General features: G+C 70.2%; 12 protein-coding genes. 6 read left to right on the forward strand and 6 right to left on the reverse strand.

All coding sequences use genetic code 11. The features are described from left to right. Positions 1 to 125: 125 nt before the first annotated feature. The gene (locus ACIGJO_RS24065) at positions 126 to 1283 is read left to right on the forward strand and encodes an acyl-CoA dehydrogenase family protein (protein ID WP_329943923.1); all 1158 of its coding nucleotides are present in this window, start codon (positions 126 to 128) and stop codon (positions 1281 to 1283) included. Positions 1284 to 1387: 104 nt separating this feature from the next. Here the strand turns inward: ACIGJO_RS24065 and ACIGJO_RS24070 are convergent, their stop codons facing one another. Next, on the reverse strand, positions 1388 to 2677 hold the full coding sequence (locus ACIGJO_RS24070; RefSeq protein WP_399961195.1) for an LCP family protein: 1290 nt from the start codon (positions 2675 to 2677) through the stop codon (positions 1388 to 1390). Between the two features lie 118 nt (positions 2678 to 2795). On the opposite strand from ACIGJO_RS24070, the gene ACIGJO_RS24075 reads away from it, so the two are divergent. Next, positions 2796 to 3344 (forward strand): acyl-CoA thioesterase, encoded by a 549-nt coding sequence (locus ACIGJO_RS24075; RefSeq protein ID WP_399961197.1) that lies wholly within the window; start codon positions 2796 to 2798, stop codon positions 3342 to 3344. Between the two features lie 103 nt (positions 3345 to 3447). Here the strand turns inward: ACIGJO_RS24075 and ACIGJO_RS24080 are convergent, their stop codons facing one another. Then, entirely contained in the window at positions 3448 to 4821 is a 1374-nt protein-coding gene (locus ACIGJO_RS24080; RefSeq protein ID WP_399961199.1) for an LCP family protein, read from the reverse strand. 308 nt (positions 4822 to 5129) lie between these two features. Between ACIGJO_RS24080 and ACIGJO_RS24085 the strand changes: the two genes are divergently transcribed. After that, entirely contained in the window at positions 5130 to 6152 is a 1023-nt protein-coding gene (locus ACIGJO_RS24085; protein WP_399961202.1) for a glycosyltransferase family 2 protein, read from the forward strand. A gap of 129 nt (positions 6153 to 6281) precedes the next feature. Here ACIGJO_RS24085 and ACIGJO_RS24090 read toward each other — a convergent pair whose 3' ends face one another. From ACIGJO_RS24090 to ACIGJO_RS24105, 4 genes are all read right to left on the reverse strand, one after another. Beyond that, complete coding sequence (locus tag ACIGJO_RS24090; RefSeq protein WP_399961204.1) at positions 6282 to 7994, reverse strand: LCP family protein; 1713 nt, start codon at positions 7992 to 7994, stop codon at positions 6282 to 6284. 49 nt (positions 7995 to 8043) lie between these two features. Then, complete coding sequence (locus ACIGJO_RS24095) at positions 8044 to 9837, reverse strand: LCP family protein (protein ID WP_399961206.1); 1794 nt, start codon at positions 9835 to 9837, stop codon at positions 8044 to 8046. Positions 9838 to 10060: 223 nt separating this feature from the next. Continuing rightward, positions 10061 to 11506, reverse strand: coding sequence for an LCP family protein (locus ACIGJO_RS24100; protein WP_399961208.1), 1446 nt, complete (start codon positions 11504 to 11506; stop codon positions 10061 to 10063). Between the two features lie 175 nt (positions 11507 to 11681). Then, positions 11682 to 12434: a TIGR03089 family protein gene (locus ACIGJO_RS24105; RefSeq protein ID WP_399961210.1), complete on the reverse strand. Its 753-nt coding sequence runs from the start codon at positions 12432 to 12434 to the stop codon at positions 11682 to 11684. Positions 12435 to 12571: 137 nt separating this feature from the next. On the opposite strand from ACIGJO_RS24105, the gene ACIGJO_RS24110 reads away from it, so the two are divergent. From ACIGJO_RS24110 to ACIGJO_RS24120, 3 genes are all read left to right on the forward strand, one after another. Continuing rightward, positions 12572 to 13909: a peptidoglycan recognition protein gene (locus ACIGJO_RS24110; RefSeq protein ID WP_399961212.1), complete on the forward strand. Its 1338-nt coding sequence runs from the start codon at positions 12572 to 12574 to the stop codon at positions 13907 to 13909. A 79-nt stretch (positions 13910 to 13988) separates the two neighbouring features. Then, on the forward strand, positions 13989 to 15080 hold the full coding sequence (locus ACIGJO_RS24115) for a sugar phosphate nucleotidyltransferase (protein ID WP_399961214.1): 1092 nt from the start codon (positions 13989 to 13991) through the stop codon (positions 15078 to 15080). Positions 15081 to 15139: 59 nt separating this feature from the next. Then, the gene (locus tag ACIGJO_RS24120) at positions 15140 to 16171 is read left to right on the forward strand and encodes a DNA-3-methyladenine glycosylase family protein (RefSeq protein WP_399961216.1); all 1032 of its coding nucleotides are present in this window, start codon (positions 15140 to 15142) and stop codon (positions 16169 to 16171) included. The last annotated feature ends 44 nt before the right edge of the window (positions 16172 to 16215 follow it).

Genomic DNA, 16215 nt, shown 5'->3' on the forward strand with positions numbered 1-16215 from the left:
CCTGGGTGCCCCTTATGCCCCACCCCTGTCGCGAAGCTCACTCGCCGTTCTCGTAGGCCATCGCGCGGCCGGGCCACTAAAATTGGGTTACTTAACGGTAGTTAGCACCCTGGGGAGTGAGCGTCTTGGCGGGTTCGACCGATTTCGACCTGTACCGTCCGGCGGAGGAGCACGACATGCTCCGCGAGACGATCCGTTCCCTCGCCGAGGCGAAGATCGCTCCGTTCGCCGCCGCGGTGGACGAGGAGGGCCGCTTCCCGCAGGAGGCACTGGACGCCCTGGTCGCCTCGGACCTGCACGCCGTCCACGTCCCGGAGGAGTACGGCGGCGCGGGTGCCGACGCACTGGCCACGGTCATCGTGATCGAGGAGGTGGCCCGCGCCTGCGCGTCCTCCTCCCTCATCCCCGCCGTGAACAAGCTGGGCTCGCTCCCGGTGATCCTCTCCGGGTCCGAGGCGCTGAAGAAGAAGTACCTGGGCCCGCTCGCCAAGGGCGACGCGATGTTCTCGTACGCGCTCTCCGAGCCGGACGCAGGATCGGACGCGGCGGGCATGAAGACCAAGGCCGTCCGCGACGGTGACTTCTGGGTCCTCAACGGGGTGAAGCGCTGGATCACCAACGCGGGCGTCTCCGAGTACTACACGGTCATGGCCGTCACCGACCCGACCAAGCGCTCCAAGGGCATCTCGGCGTTCGTCGTCGAGAAGTCGGACGAGGGTGTCTCCTTCGGCGCCCCGGAGAAGAAGCTCGGTATCAAGGGCTCCCCGACCCGCGAGGTCTACCTCGACAACGTCCGTATCCCCGCCGACCGCATGATCGGCGAGGAGGGCACCGGCTTCGCCACCGCGATGAAGACCCTGGACCACACCCGCATCACGATCGCGGCCCAGGCCATCGGCATCGCCCAGGGCGCCCTGGACTACGCCAAGGGCTACGTCCAGGAGCGCAAGCAGTTCGGCAAGCCGATCGCCGACTTCCAGGGCATCCAGTTCATGCTGGCCGACATGGCGATGAAGCTGGAGGCCGCCCGCCAGCTCACCTACGCGGCAGCCGCCAAGTCCGAGCGCCTCGACGGCGACCTCACCTTCTTCGGCGCCGCGGCCAAGTGCTTCGCCTCCGACGTGGCGATGGAGGTCACCACGGACGCGGTCCAGCTGCTCGGCGGCTACGGCTACACGCGGGACTACCCGGTGGAGCGGATGATGCGCGACGCGAAGATCACGCAGATTTATGAAGGCACGAATCAGGTCCAGCGCATCGTCATGGCCCGCAACCTGCCGTAGCGGGGTTCCGGATCCGGGCTCGGAGCCGGCCCCGGACCGCGTCTGGACCGCACAAGAAGTACGGCCCCCGGCATGATGCCGGGGGCCGTACGCGCTACCTGCCGTCAGTTTCCGGTGACGGTGACCTTCTCGTCGTTCTTGAGCTGCTGGACGAGCTGCTTGACCTTTTCCTTGTCCCAGACCAGGTTCCCGCCGACGCTGCCCGAGATCGGCATGTTCATCGACGTGCCGTCGCCGCCCGTGACGCCCTTCATGGCGAAGAACATCTGGCTCAGCGACCAGAGCGACATGTCCTTGTCCACGATCAGGGTGTCCAGGCCCGCGCCCATCGTCGGGTACAGCTTGAACGGGTTGAGGATCGTGGACGCCGTCGCCGTCTGGCTCGCCAGCGCCGCGAGGAACTTCTGCTGGTTCTTCGTACGGTCGAGGTCGCTGCCCGCGAACGCGTACCGGGTACGGACGAAGGCGAGGGACTGCTCGCCGTTCAGCGTCTGCTTGCCCGCCTGGAAGTCGGCGCCGGACTTCTTGTCCTTGAACGCCTTGGGGATGTCCAGCTCCACCCCGCCGATCGCGTCCACGATCTGGGCGAAGCCGCCGAAGCCGATCTCGACGTAGTGGTCGATGCGCAGCCCGGTGTTGAACTCGACGGTCCGGACCAGCAGTTCGGGGCCGTCCTCGGCGTACGCCGCGTTCAGCTTGACGGTCCGGCCCCGGCCCTCGTACTTCTTGCCCGACTCCGAGCCCACGAACGAGGGGATCTCGACATTCGAGTCGCGCGGCAGGGAGACCAGCGTCGGGCCGTTGGATCCGTCGTGCAGGATCATCATCGAGTCGGTCCGCTTGCCCTCGGCGGAACCGGTGTGGAGCTTCTTCTTGTCCTCGGCCGTCATGCCGGCCCGGCTGTCGGAGCCGACGATCAGGTAGTTCGTGCCGTCGCCGCCCTCGGGCCGCTCGATGACCTTGGAGAGGTCGACCTCGCGCTTGAGCTTGGAGTCGGCCCAGAAGTAGGTGGAGATGGAGACGGCGAGCACGACGACCACCAGGGCCAGCGCGCCCACCTTGATCCGGCGGCGCCAGTCGGGAGCGGGGCCGCCCTGGACGTAACCGCCGCCGTCGCCTCCACCGCCCCCGCGTCGGCCGCCGCCACCGCTGTGGCCGGAGCCGCCGCCGTAGACCTGGCCCGTGCTGTAACCGCTGTCGTAGGCGGAATCACCTTCGCGGCCGCCGTAGCGGTCGTCGTACCCCTGGCCCTGCGGCGGTACCTGCGGCCGCGGCGGGGCCGGTCGACGCTGGATGTGCGGCATCGCGCGGGCGCTTTCGGGCTGGGGGCTCGCACTTCCCTGCCCGTAGCGGTTGCTGCGGTCACCGGTCCGTCGATCGGGCCAATCGTTCATGTCGACCAGTGTGCCGTCCGGGCGCATCGTTATTACAGGGTGCAAGGGAAATCGGTCCAGTGCTGTTGCCAAGCTGATGCATTCTGCGGGACACAAGACCGCGCATAAGGTGGAGGGCATGACAGATCAGGCCCCGCACCCGGAGGGTGAGATTCCGGGCAAGCCGACCGCCGCTTCCCGCACCACCCTCAGCCACATCATGACCGGAAACGACACCAACCTGCTGGGTACGGTGCACGGCGGCGTGATCATGAAGCTGGTCGACGACGCCGCGGGCGCCGTGGCCGGCCGGCACTCCGGGGGACCGGCCGTGACCGCGTCGATGGACGAGATGGTCTTCCTGGAGCCGGTGCGCGTCGGTGACCTCGTCCATGTGCGTGCCCAGGTGAACTGGACCGGCCGCTCCTCCATGGAGGTCGGCGTCCGCGTGATGGCCGAGCGCTGGAACGAGTCGACCCCCGCCCAGCAGGTCGGCAGCGCCTATCTGGTGTTCGCCGCCGTCGACGGGGACGGCAAGCCGCGCGCCGTACCGCACGTGATCCCGGAGACGGAGCGCGACAAGCGGCGCTACCAGGAGGCCCAGATCCGGCGCACGCACCGGCTGGCCCGGCGCCGCGCGATCAAGGAACTGCGCGAGCGGCGCGTGGCCGACGGCATCGACGACTGAGCGGTCCCGGGCGGGCCGCCCCGGACGGTCGGACCGTCGGGAGCGGTCCCGGACGGGCCGACCGTCGGCACCGGCGTCGGCGCCGAGGTCCCCGCGGGCACGGTCACGGGCAGACCACCTGGTCTCCCGTCACCGTGCCGAACTGCCCCTGCTCCGGGTTCTCCGACCGCACCCGCTGCACCGTGCCGAAGTCCGCGCCCGCCGTCACCTTCATCGTGCCGCCCTGCCCCTTCACCGCCCTCAGTTCGCTCCCGGGCAGCGCGGTGGCGAGGGACTTCGCCGACCGGTCCCACCGGGGGTCGTACGTCACCAGCGTCCGCTTCAGATCGCGCGGCTCCCCGTTCAGCGGGGCGCCCGAGGTGTTGAACCCGGTGGCGCGCAGTGCCGCGTCCACCTCCTTGCCGAGGCCGTCCTTCAAGGTCCCGTTGTAGACCTGCACCCGGATCTGCTGCGGTGCCACATCGACCGGTGTCGCCTTCGGCAGCTGTGGCCTGCCCGGCTTGTGCGGGGCGAGCGGCTTGTCGTCGCGCAGCGCCCGGAACAGCTTCTTCGACTTCTTCGCGTCCCACTGCACCGTGGAGCCGATGCCCTGGACGGGGAAGCTGACGTTCCCGACCGGTACGGAGGTGAACTCGGAGGACGCCGGGCTGAAGCCGCGCATCGCCTTGCCGAGTGCCAGCATCTGCTCCGTACCGAACTCCTTGTCGGCCCGCAGCGAGCTGAGCACGGACGAGGAGACCTGCTGGAACCTCACCGGGTTCAGCAGTACCCCGCTGCTGGTGGCCTGCTTGATCAGCGCCGCCATGAACTTCTGCTGGCGCTGCATCCGGCCCAGGTCGGAGGCCCCGTCGATATGCCGGGACCGTACGTACTGAAGGGCCTGGCCGCCGTCCAGCTCATGGGTGCCGGCCGCCAGATCGAGCCCGGTGTACGAGTCCTTCATCGGTCCGGCCGTGCAGATCTTCACCCCGCCGAGGGTGTCGACCGTCTTCATGAAGCTGGTGAAGTCGACCTCCAGATAGTGGTCGATCTTGACGCCGGTCATGTGCTCGACGGTCCGCACGGTCAGGGTCGGCCCGCCCTCCGCGTACGCCGCGTTCAGTTTCACCGGGTGGGTGGCGTGGTGCTTGCCCGTGTTCCGGTCGGTGTGCTCGGGGACCTCGGCGTAGCTGTCGCGGGGGAGGCTGACGACGCTCGCCCGCTCCTTGTCGGCCGACAGATGCACCAGCATGATCGTGTCGGTGCAGTGGCAGGGGGCGCCGCCCAGCCGGTACTTCTTCTTCTCGTCCTTGGTGATCCTGTCGCGGCCGTCGGTCCCGACCAGCAGCAGATTCATGCCGTGGCCCCCGGCGGGGCGGTTCTTCATGTCCTTGAACGGGTCGACGCGGTTGATCCCTGTCTCCAGGCTGCTGACCATGGCATGGCCGATGCCCCCGGCGCCCAGCACGAGCACGGAGAGGCCGGTGGCCACCCGCATGCCCCAGCGGGGCCGCTCGTCCTGCCTGCGGCTCCGGGTGCGGGGACCCGGGTGCCGCGGTGGTCTGCGCTGCGGGGGAGTGGCGCGGGGGCGCGGTGGTCGGGACGGTCGGTGAGGCGTGGGCACGGGGGGACACCTCCGCGGTGCAAGGGGGACCGTTCGCACCGTAGGCCCATACGATCTGCACAACGGGCCATGACCCGGCGGCGCGCGCCCCTGTCCCCCATTCGCGGTAACGTGGCGGCCGAATAACGACGCCTTGCGGGGTGGGAAACCCCTGGCGCCCCCGAGGACCACCCGAGGACCACATGTCTGCCGCGCAGCACCCCTCCGTCTCCGTGATCATGCCGGTACTCAACGAGGAGCGCCATCTCAGGAACTCGGTCCGGCACATCCTGGAGCAGGAGTACGCAGGTGAGATGGAGATCGTCATCGCGCTCGGCCCCTCCACGGACCGGACCGACGAGATCGCCGCGGAGCTCGTCGCGGAGGACCCCCGGGTCCACACCGTGCCCAATCCCACCGGCCGTACCCCTGCCGCCCTCAACGCCGCGATCGAGGCCTCCAGTCACCCGATCGTGGTACGGGTCGACGGGCACGGCATGCTCTCGCCGAACTACATCGCGACGGCGGTCCGGCTGCTGGAGGAGACCGGGGCGCAGAACGTCGGCGGCATCATGCACGCCGAGGGCGAGAACGCCTGGGAGGACGCCGTCGCCGCCGCGATGACCTCGAAGATCGGTGTCGGCAACGCGGCCTTCCACACGGGCGGCCAGGCCGGCCCGGCCGAGACGGTCTACCTGGGCGTCTTCCGCCGCGAGGCCCTGGAGCGGGCGGGCGGCTACAACGTGGAGTTCATCCGTGCCCAGGACTGGGAGCTGAACTTCCGCATCCGCGAGGCGGGCGGGCTGATCTGGTTCTCGCCCGAGCTGAAGGTCCAGTACCGCCCGCGCCCCTCCGTGCGGGCGCTGGCCAAGCAGTACAAGGACTACGGCCGTTGGCGCCATGTCGTCGCCCGCTACCACTCGGGCTCGATCAACCTGCGCTACCTGGCCCCGCCGACCGCCGTCTGCGCCATCGCGGCGGGCATCGTGGTGGGCGCCGCCGTCACCCCGTGGGCCTTCGTCGTCCCGGCCGGTTACGTCGCGGCCATCGCGGCCGGGTCGCTGCCCGCGGGGAAGGGCCTGCCGCTGAAGGCCCGTGCCCAGATCCCGGTGGCCCTCGCCACCATGCACATGTCCTGGGGGTACGGCTTCCTCACCAGCCCGCGCTCCCTGGCGCGGAAGGTCATCGCCAGCCGCCGCCCGGAGGCTCCCCGGCAGACCGTCTGACGCCGGACCGGCCCCGCGCCGCCGGAGGACGAACGACGTACGACGAAGGGAGGGGCCCACCGTTCGCGGTGGGCCCCTCCCTTCGTACGGTCGCGGCGGCCGGGTGCCGGGCCGTCCGGCCGCGGCCGGTCAGGACCAGATGTAGTTCGGGTTGACCTTCATGCACGCCTCTTCCTCGCCGTTGAGCGCCTCGGCCGAATCCGGGGTCTTCTCCTGGCCCTTGGGCGCGGGGTAGGCCCCGTCCTCACGCCAGTCGGCTCCCACCGCGAGCGAGATGCCCGAGACATCGGTCGACTTCCTCACCAGCGAGACCGGGATGCCGAGTGCCTTGGCGACCGCCTGGGCATCGCCCTCCATATCGGCGCTCGGGAACAGGATCCCGGTCCGGGCCGCTCCGGTCATGTTCTGCCAGTCGACCGTGGCCTTCGCGAAGCCGGCGTCCTTCAGCATCTTCTCCACCGCAGCGGCCCGCCCCCCGGCCGAACCGAGGGTCTCGGAGCGGGTCGCGTTGCGGACGCTGACCGCGATCTCGCCGACCGGCGCGGACGGGTCCTTGGTGACCGTCGCCTTGCGCTTGGACGCCTTGCCGTCCAGCGGGATGTCCTCGCGCACCATCCGGAACAGCTGCTCGGCTTCACCGGCCTTGGGGAACACCCGGCCCTTGAGCGTGCCCGTGCCGTACACATTCGGCATGGTCGACATGGTGATGCGCTTGGTCGGGACCTTCTTGAGCTCCTCGGCCAGGTCGTACAGCTTCTTGACCGTGTCGAGGCCCTTGTCGACCGTCAGCGCGTCGGTGGCGGCCTCGGCGAGGTTCATCAGCTTCGTGGGGTCGGTCAGCTTGGTGCCCTTGCGCAGCTCGCGGACCATCGAGTTCATGTACTGGTGCTGGGCCTTGGCGCGGCCGAGGTCGGTGTTGTCCTCGAAGCCGTACCGGGTGCGCAGCCACTGGAGGGCCTGCTTGCCCTTGATGGGCGTGGTGCCCTTCTCCAGCTTCAGCCCGGACCCCTTGCCGTCGCTGGAGCGCGATTCGATGTTGGCGTCGACACAGACGGGGACCCCGCCGATCGCGTCGGCCATCGAGACCACGCCCGCGAAGTCGATCATCATGAAGTGGTCGATCGTGATGCCGGTGAGCTCGTACCAGGTGGCCACCGTGCAGCCCGGGCCGCCGCGGCCCAGGCTCTCGTTGGTCTGTACGTTGCCCGTGCTGGCCGGATACACCTTGTCCGTCTTGGGGTCGGTGCACTTGGGCATCTTCAGCATCGTGTCGCGCGGCATGCTGACCACCGAGAGATTGCTGCGGTCCGCGGAGAGATGGAGCAGCATCTGCACATCCGCGAGCGGCCGGGCGCCGAAGGTCTCCTTCGCGCCGCCGAGCTTCTGGTTCTCCTTGGAGTCCCGCGCGTCGGAGCCGATGAGCAGGATGTTCAGCGGGGTCTGACCTGCGGCGTTGGCCTTGTGATCGGCCATCTTCTTGTCGCCGAGGGTCAGGTCCTCCTTCTTGATGTTGCCGTTGAGGTGCTCGTAGTAGAGGTATCCGGCGCCACCGGCACCGAGTATCAACAGGGCGAGCACGGACGCGACCCAGCGCAGTATGCGCCGTTTGCCGCGTTTGGCCGTGCGTCGGCCGCGACGGTTGGGCCCGCCGTGCCGGTGCCCGCCCCCGGGCGAATCGGAATGGTTGCCTCCGCCGGCGTTCCGGCCTCGGCCCCTCTCCTTGCTCCCGCTCCCGCTACCGCCCTCGCCGTCACCCTCGTAGAGACTCTCGTCCCAGCCGAGTTGATCGGCTTGCCGGACGCGTGGTCGCGTCCCCTCCCCGGGCGTGCTGCTCCGTCCCACCGGATCCCCCCTGCTGCTCAGTCTCTTGCTGTAGCGCGGTGACCCGGTGTCACTTGGCGCATTCCGCCTTGTCGGCGCTTGCTCTCTGGATGTCGGCCGGCGCCTTCGCCGGACCGGTGATGGGCGTTCCCGCGCCCTTGAAGTCCGCCCCCAGGGTCAGCACCATCGCCTCAAGTCCTTCGGCGTCGGTGGTGCCCTGCTTCAGCGCGGTGGCGGGCAGTCCCATCATTTCGGCGAGCGTGCGTGCCTGGTCGGCCTGATTGGGCGCGTACGCCAGCGTCGTCTTGTCGATCTTCGAGGCGTTGGCCTTGTTGGTGGACTTCAGTACGCCCTTCTCGACCTGGAGCCAGGTCACGGTGGCGCCCGCGGCGCCGGCGATGCCGCCGCCGTTGAGGACATCCACGCGTACGTCGGCCGCGTCGGCCTTCGGACCCTTGAGGAGCTTGGCCTGCTTGCTCTTGGCGGCCTTCTCCTTCTTCTTCACCTCGGTGAGCGAGGTGTCCGAGCGCATCATCGCGAACAGCTGCTCGGCCTTCCCCGGTGCCGGGACGACGGTGATCGGGGTCGGCTCGGCCGGGTTGTCGATCACCGGCAGGGTCACGAAGGTGATGTTCTTCGTGTCGACCTTGCCGATCTCCTGGGCGAGGCTCGTCAGCTTCGTCACGCTGCCGATGCCGGAGTCGACCGTGAGCGCCTTGGTCGCCGTGTCGGCCAGCTTGTACAGCTTCGGGGCACTGGTCAGGGTGTCGTCCGACTTCATCTGCCGGATCATCGAGCCCAGGAACTGCTGCTGCACCTTGATCCGGTCGAGGTCGCTCTCGTTGCCGAAGCTGTGCCGGGTGCGCAGCAGCGCGAGCGCTTCCTCGCCCTGCACGGTCGACTCGCCCTTGGGCAGCTTCAGATGGGACTTCGGGTCGTCGATCGGCTTGGCCATGCAGACCTTGACGCCGCCGACCGCGGTGGACAGCTCCTTGACCGCGTTGAAGTCGACCATCATGAAGTGGTCGACCTGTATGCCGGTGATCTGCTTCACCGTCCGCATGGTGCAGCCCGGGTCGCGGCCCTCCTGGCCGAGGCTCGTGTTGAAACGGTCGTTCGCGCTGCCCTGGATGACCTTGGTCGTGCCGTCCTTCTGCTTCGTCTCGCAGTCCGGGATCGGGATCTTCAGGTCGCGCGGGATGCTCATCGCCGTGGCGTTGGTGCGGTCCTCGGAGACGTGGAAGAGGATGTTGGTGTCGGCATGGCCGGTACTGCCCTTGTCGCCGTAGCCCTCGTTGCCCTTGCCGGTGCGCTTGTCGGTGCCGATGATCAGGATGTTCATCGGGCCGTCGGCGGTGACGCTCTTGCTGCCCGCGTCACCCACGTCGATCGTGTTGAGGTTCCCGTTGAAGTGCTGGTACAGGGCGTAGGCCCCGGCCGAGCCGGCGACGACGACGAACGCCATCACCCCGCCCGTCCACAGCAGCGCCTTCTTCTTGCGGGCCTTGGGGGGCTTGCGCTTGCGGCGGCCGGCGGGTGCGGGGCCGGCGGCCGGCGTACCGCGGCGGCCCTGTGCCGAACGGCGGCTGCGCTGTCCGGGCACCTCACGGCGCGGGGCGTCCGCAGCGTCGGGGCTGTCGCCCGCGTCCTGTCCGGGGCGTCCTGATCTGCCGGGGGAGGGGGAGGCGGTGCGGCCGGACCCGCTGTCGCGGCCGGATCCGCGGGGGGCCGCCACGCCTGGTGCGCGGGACGACTCCTCTGCGGATCGGTCCAGTCGCAGTTCGTAGTTGCCGGTGTGCGGGTTGAGTACCCACTGGTCTGCGGGGTCGATCTCGTCCGCCCGCCCACGGCTTTGCGCATCCACGGTTGCCTGAGTCCTCCGTCGGTGCCACGCGAGGCGCCTCCCCCGACAAGGCGCTCGTTCTTTCGCTCCAGCAGTGCACGACCGAATGGCCGGAAGCACCGGATCGCGTCACACTATCCGCCCGGTTCGGAGTCCAGCGACGTGCGTGACACATTCCACGCCGCTTACAACCGGGCATTCTTCCCATTATGAGTCGATTGCCGTGTGTGACTTGGGAATTGCTTTACTGCTTACACAGGTCGTCGGCCGCATTCGAGCCCGAATACGTGGGTTCGGGCGTCGGGCTTCCCGAGCCCGTGCCGTCCGGTTTCCCGTCCCGCGTACCGTCTCCGGTGCCCACGCCCTCGTTCTTTTCCTTGAGTTCATCGGCCGGTACCACGGCGACCGGCTGGTCCTCGCGCAGTTGCCTGAACAGCCGTCCGGCGTCCGGTTCGACGAGTTCGTCCCGGTTCGCGTTCTGGCGGTACGGCTGCCGGGGGACCGTCAGGAACTGCACCTTGTCCGTCGGTACGTTGCGCATGCCGCGCACCAGGTCGTACAGGTCCCTCAGCGAGTCCAGCCCCGGGTCCGTCGTCAGCGACTTGGTCGCCGCGTCCAGCACCGGGTAGAGGCGGGTCGGGTTGAGCAGGACGCCGTTGCTCTGCATCTTGTTCACCAGGGCGCCCAGGAATCGCTGCTGGCGGTCCATCCGCTCGGTGTCGCTGCCGTTGCCGAGGGACTTGCGGACCCGTACGTATCCGAGCGCCTCCTCGCCGTCCAGCTTCTGCCGCCCCGAGGGGAGCCTGAGGTGCGCGTCGGCGTCGTCGATCGGCTCCTTGAGGCAGATCTCGACACCGTCCACGGCGTCGACCATGTCCTTGAAACCGTTGAAGTCCACGACCATGTGGTGGTCGACGCGGATGCCGGTCATCCGCTCCACCGTGCGGATCGTGCAGGCCGTGCCGCCGAGCTCGAAGGCCGAGTTGAACTGGGCGAACTGCTCCCCGGTGGTCTTCTTGTCCGCGGTGCGGCAGCCCGGGATCTCCACCATCAGGTCACGCGGGACGGACATCGCGGTGGCGCTCTTCCGGTCCGCCGCGAGGTGCAGCAGGATCGTGGTGTCGGAGCGCTGGCTGCCGCCGTCGTCGCGGCCGTACTCACGGTTGTCGCCGGATCTGCTGTCGGACCCGATGAGCAGGATGTTCTGGGCGTCCTGAGCGACCGGAGTGGGGCGTTCCTTCTCGTACGCCTTCAGTTCGGCGGCGGCGCTCGTGTCGGTCCTGATGTTGCCGTCGAGCTTCTTGTACAGCCACCAGCCGGCTCCCGCGGCGATCAGCACGAGGAACGAGGCGGCGAGTGCGGTCCAGCGGAGCCAGTGGCTCCGGTGCCCGGCGGCGATGCCGTCCTTGGGCCGGTCGGCCCAGGTCCGCACGCCGCCGTCCTCGGCGGCGCCGCTTCCCGGGGCACCGCCGGGGCCGCTGTCCCCGGTGTCCGGGCCCGCGGTCCCCGCCCCGTCCCCCGTGCCCGGCTCTTGATTCCCGTCGGCCCTGCCCGGCTGTCCGGTCCCGTCCGCCTCGTCCTGCGCGGCGGCGGCCCGGGAATCTTCCTGCGCCCCGTCCTGCCGTTTGTCCTCGGCCGGGTGCTCCGGGCCGGCCGGCGTGCCAGCGCTGTCGGTCACGTCTGCGTCCATCCTTCACGTTCGGCGGCGCGATAGGCCGCCGGTCGCAGGAGTAGACGGCTGAACCTCACGCTTGGTTGTGCATCCGGGGAGAGTGGTCCGTATCGCCGATCATGTACCTGAGTGTCCGCTCAATCCTGGGGACTCGGCCCGCCGTAGGCCGGACGAGTGACACTCAGGGTGCTTGTCATACCGCGGTGTTGGTGACGCGCTCGCTCTCGACGCGCTTGGCGAGGCCGTCCTCGCCGAGCTGTCCGAGGTGCCGGCACAGGACCACGGAGCCTCCGGCGGCCAGCGGCGCGAAGAGTCCGGCGCTGAGCCCCTCCCAGCTGTCGTACGTATGTCCTGTGAGCAGCCGCGATCCGGGCGTGAGCCCCAGGGCGGCGGCATCCTCACGGGCCTTCGCGACCAGCTGCGCCCCTGTCAGCGCGACTTCGCCCACGGTCAGCGCGGGGGCGTCCGGGTCCACCGGTGCGAACGGAGCGAAGCGGTCGCCCTGACCGGGCACTTCCACCGCGTAGTCCGTGAACCCCTCCGGCGGCTGCGGGAACCGGCCGCCCAGCGGGCGCAGCGCCAGCGCGACCCGCTCACCGCCACAGGCGCGGGCGCGCTCCAGCGTGTCCGGGCCGGTCACGACGAGGCCGGCCGCGGCGGGGTCGCCCTGTACATCGGCGACCACTCCGACCGAGGAGCAGGCGAGCAGCCAGACCGCGGACTGCCAGTGCGCGGGGAGCAGCAGCGCGAGCCGGTCGCCGGGCTCCGCGGCCAGGTCTCCCTGGAGCAGGTTGGCGGTCTTGGCCACCCAATTGGCGAAGGTGGCCACCGACAGTTCGACGCGCTCTCCGGTGGCGTCGTCGTAGAAAGTGACCAGTGGGCGGGCCGGGTCCGAGGCCAGTGCGGATCGCAGCAGGTCGGCGGGGGTGCGGTCGCTGGAGTTCATCCGCGCAAGGGTACGCGGCGGTGGTGGACGGGGGAGGTCCGACGGGCTTCGCGTACACCGGTTCGGCAGACGGGTCATCAATTCGGGGCGTATGTCTGGGTAGACGTAGTTGTGCGTATATGGCCAGGATCATGTGTATGCGTGCTCTTCTAGCAACCTCGATCGGCGTCACCTGCGCGGCGGCACTCACCCTGCCGCTCGCCGCACCCGCGTCGTCCACGTCAGATTCCGCCGCCGGCCGGGCCTCCGCCGCCCACGGCCCCGCTTCCACCGCCGCCACCACGTCCGCCGCGGCCGGGCCCGCCGCCGAACTGCCGGGCTCGACGCAGTCCCTGCCCCTGTCGCCGCTCCCCTCGGCGGCCACCCGCGCCACCGGCTCACCCGCCAGGAGCGCCGTACGGGGACTGCCCCGGAGCGACGCCCGGCCCTTCTCCCTGGTCGGAGTGGTCTGGGACGACGTGGACACCGAACTCCACGGCACGGTCCAGATCCGGACCCGCGCCACCGGCACCACCCATTGGTCCGACTGGCAGAGCGTCGAGACGCACAACTCCGAGCATGCCGCCGACCCGGGCAGCGCCGAAGGGAAGGCGCGTACGGTCCGTGGCTCCACGTCCCCCCTCTGGGTCGGTGACTCCGACGGCATCGAGGTCCGCGTGAGCCCGGAGGCCCCCGGTCCGCAGGACCGCGCGGCCACCCCCGTCGAGCTCCCCGGAGGTCTCCGCCTCGAACTGGTCGACCCCGGCGAGGACCCCCGGCAGCCCACCGCCGGCCGCGCCCGCGGGGCCGTCCGCACCGGCGCGGTGATCCCCGCGGCGACGAAGGCCGACTCCGGGACGGAGGCCCTCGCCGCGGCGGGTGCGAAGCCGTACATCGGCCCGCGGCCGCGCATCATCACGCGGAAGGGCTGGGGTGCGAACGAGAAGCTCCGCGAGCGCCGGTTCGCCTACACCAAGTCGGTCAAGGCCGCCTTCGTGCACCACAGCGCCACCGGCAACAACTACCGCTGCTCCCAGGCGCCCGCGGTCCTGCGCAGCATCTACCGCTACCACGTCCAGAGCAGCGGCTGGCGCGACTTCGGCTACAACTTCGCCGTCGACAAGTGCGGAAACATCTACGAGGGGCGCGCCGGGGGCGTGACGAAGGCAGTCCTCGGGGCGCACACGCTCGGGTTCAACACCAACAGCATGGGGGTCGCGGTCCTGGGCACCTTCACCTCCAAGAACCCGCCCGCCGCGGCGGTGAACGCCATCGCCAAACTCACCGCCTGGAAGCTCGGACTGTTCGGAGCCAACCCCAAGGGCAAGACCACCCTCGTCTCCGGCGGCGGCAACCGGTACAAGAAGGGCAAGAAGGTCAAACTCAACGTCATTTCCGGTCATCGGGACGGATTCGCAACCGAATGCCCCGGAGGGCGTCTCTACAAGAAGCTCGGCACGGCACGGACCAGCTCCGCCCGTCTGCAGGGCCGCTGACCGGGGGCGATCCGACCGGTCTGCATACACTGGCCAGCCGAAACGAGGCCAGGCCCCAGCAGGAAGCAGAGACGGTGCTGTGACAGAGGCAAAAGAAGCGATTCTTCTGGTCGGTGGCAAGGGCACCAGGCTGCGCCCGCTCACGGTGCACACCCCGAAGCCGATGGTCCCGGCGGCGGGCGTCCCGTTCCTCACACACCAGCTGGCACGCGCCCGGGCGGCCGGGGTCGAGCACATCGTGCTCGCGACGTCCTACCTCGCGGAGGTCTTCGAGCCGTACTTCGGCGACGGTTCCGCGCTCGGACTCCACATCGAGTACGTCACCGAGCGCGAGCCGCTGGGGACCGGCGGTGCCATCCGCAATGTGGCGTCCCGGCTCACCTCGGACCCCGACGACCCGGTCCTCATCTTCAACGGCGACATCCTGACGGGACTCGACATCCGGGCCCTGGTCACCGCGCACGCCACCTCCGGCGCGGATGTCTCCCTCCACCTCACCCGGGTCGAGGACCCGCGCGCCTTCGGCCTCGTACCGACGGACGGCACCGGACGGGTGACGGCCTTCCTGGAGAAGCCGCAGACACCCGAGGAGATCGTCACCGACCAGGTCAACGCGGGGGCGTACATCTTCCGCAGGTCGGTCATCGACACCATCCCGGCCGGCCGCCCGGTCTCCGTGGAGCGCGAGACCTTCCCCGGGCTGCTCGCCTCCGGCGCCCACCTCCAGGGCATGGTCGACTCCACCTACTGGCTGGACCTCGGCACCCCGCAGGCGTTCGTCCGCGGCTCCGCCGACCTGGTGCTGGGCCGCGCGCCGTCCCCCGCCGTCCCCGGCCGCTGCGGTGACCGGCTCGTCATGCCCACCGCCTCCGTGGCCCCCGATGCCAAACTCACCGGCGGTACGGTCATCGGCGACGGCGCCCTGATCGGTGAGGGCGCCCGTGTCGACGGCTCCACGATCCTGCCCGGCGCGGTCGTGGAACCGGGCGCGGTCATCACGGACTCCCTGGTCGGGGCCGGCGCCAGGATCGGCAGCCGTACGGTGCTGGCGGGCGCGGTGATCGGTGACGGGGCCCGGGTGGGCGCCGACAACGAGCTGCGCGACGGGGTACGGATCTGGTGCGGAGCGGTCATACCGGCCGCGTCGGTCCGCTTCTCCTCGGACCAGTGACACCGGCCCGGCCGTACCCTCGATAAGCACCACACCCACCCACACCGAGGGCCTCATCAGTGGCAGGACGATTCGCACCCCGCGCCGCGCGAGCGGCTGTGCCGCATCAGGCCGCCCCGGCGGGCGCCGCCCCGTCCCCGGCCGCCGCGTCCACCACCGCCCCGGGCGGACCGGCGGAGCAGGCGGTGACCAGGGAGTGGACCCCGCCGGGCCCCCTGGACCTGCGCCTGGTGCTGGGACCGCTTCGCCGGGGCCCCGCCGACCCCACGTTCCGCATGGTCGCGGACGGCACCTTCTGGCGGGCCACCCGCACACCCCGGGGACCCGGAACCCTCCGCGTCGCGGCCCGCGGCGGCCGGATCGAGGCGGCGGCCTGGGGGCCGGGCGCCCCCTGGCTGCTGGACGGGCTCCCGGATCTCCTGGGCGCGGCGGACGACCCGGACGCCTTCGTCCCGCGCCACCGGCTGCTCGCCCTGACCCGGCACCACCGCCCGGGTCTGCGGCTGCTGCGCACGGGCCTGGTCCTGGAATCCCTGATCCCGTCGGTCCTGGAACAGAAGGTCACCACCGACGAGGCGTACCGCGCCTGGCGATACCTGGTCCGGACGCATGGGACCCCGGCCCCCGGCCCGGTCACGGACCTGGGCCTGCACGTCATGCCGGACCCGCGCACCTGGTCGATGATCCCGTCCTGGGAATGGCACCGGGCGGGCGTCGACAGCAAGCGTTCCGCGACGATCCTGCGCGCGGTCCGGGTGGCCCGCCGGATGGAGGAGGCGGCCGGGATGGAACTGCCCGAGGCGAAGGCCCGTCTGGAACTGATCCCCGGCATCGGCCCCTGGACCTCGGCCGAAACGCTTCAGCGTTCGAACGGCTCCCCGGACGCGGTCACGGTCGGCGACCTCCACCTCCCGGGCATCGTCGGCCACGCGCTCGCCGGCGACAGGAACGCGGACGACGCGGCCATGCTGAGCCTGCTCGCCCCGTACGAGGGGCAGCGCCACCGGGCGACCCGGCTGATCCTGCTCTCGGGCCACACCCCGAAGAGGCGCGCACCCCGGATGACCCCGGGCAATATCGCGCCCCTGTGACGGACAGCGGCCGGCCCCCGCCCCCCTCACCGCGCGGCCCTCAC

The sequence above is a fragment of the Streptomyces sp. NPDC079020 genome, assembly GCF_044542225.1.
Taxonomy (GTDB): Bacteria; Actinomycetota; Actinomycetes; order Streptomycetales; family Streptomycetaceae; genus Streptomyces.

What these genes read in the sequence shown, in the direction of transcription:
- ACIGJO_RS24070 (WP_399961195.1), bottom strand. Translation starts at nt 2,677, where the DNA reads ATGAACGATTGGCCCGATCGACGGACCGGTGACCGCAGCAACCGCTAC.
- ACIGJO_RS24075 (WP_399961197.1), top strand. Translation starts at nt 2,796, where the DNA reads ATGACAGATCAGGCCCCGCACCCGGAGGGTGAGATTCCGGGCAAGCCG.
- ACIGJO_RS24080 (WP_399961199.1), bottom strand. Translation starts at nt 4,821, where the DNA reads ATGCGGGTGGCCACCGGCCTCTCCGTGCTCGTGCTGGGCGCCGGGGGC.
- ACIGJO_RS24085 (WP_399961202.1), top strand. Translation starts at nt 5,130, where the DNA reads ATGTCTGCCGCGCAGCACCCCTCCGTCTCCGTGATCATGCCGGTACTC.
- ACIGJO_RS24100 (WP_399961208.1), bottom strand. Translation starts at nt 11,506, where the DNA reads ATGGACGCAGACGTGACCGACAGCGCTGGCACGCCGGCCGGCCCGGAG.
- ACIGJO_RS24105 (WP_399961210.1), bottom strand. Translation starts at nt 12,434, where the DNA reads ATGAACTCCAGCGACCGCACCCCCGCCGACCTGCTGCGATCCGCACTG.
- ACIGJO_RS24110 (WP_399961212.1), top strand. Translation starts at nt 12,572, where the DNA reads ATGCGTGCTCTTCTAGCAACCTCGATCGGCGTCACCTGCGCGGCGGCA.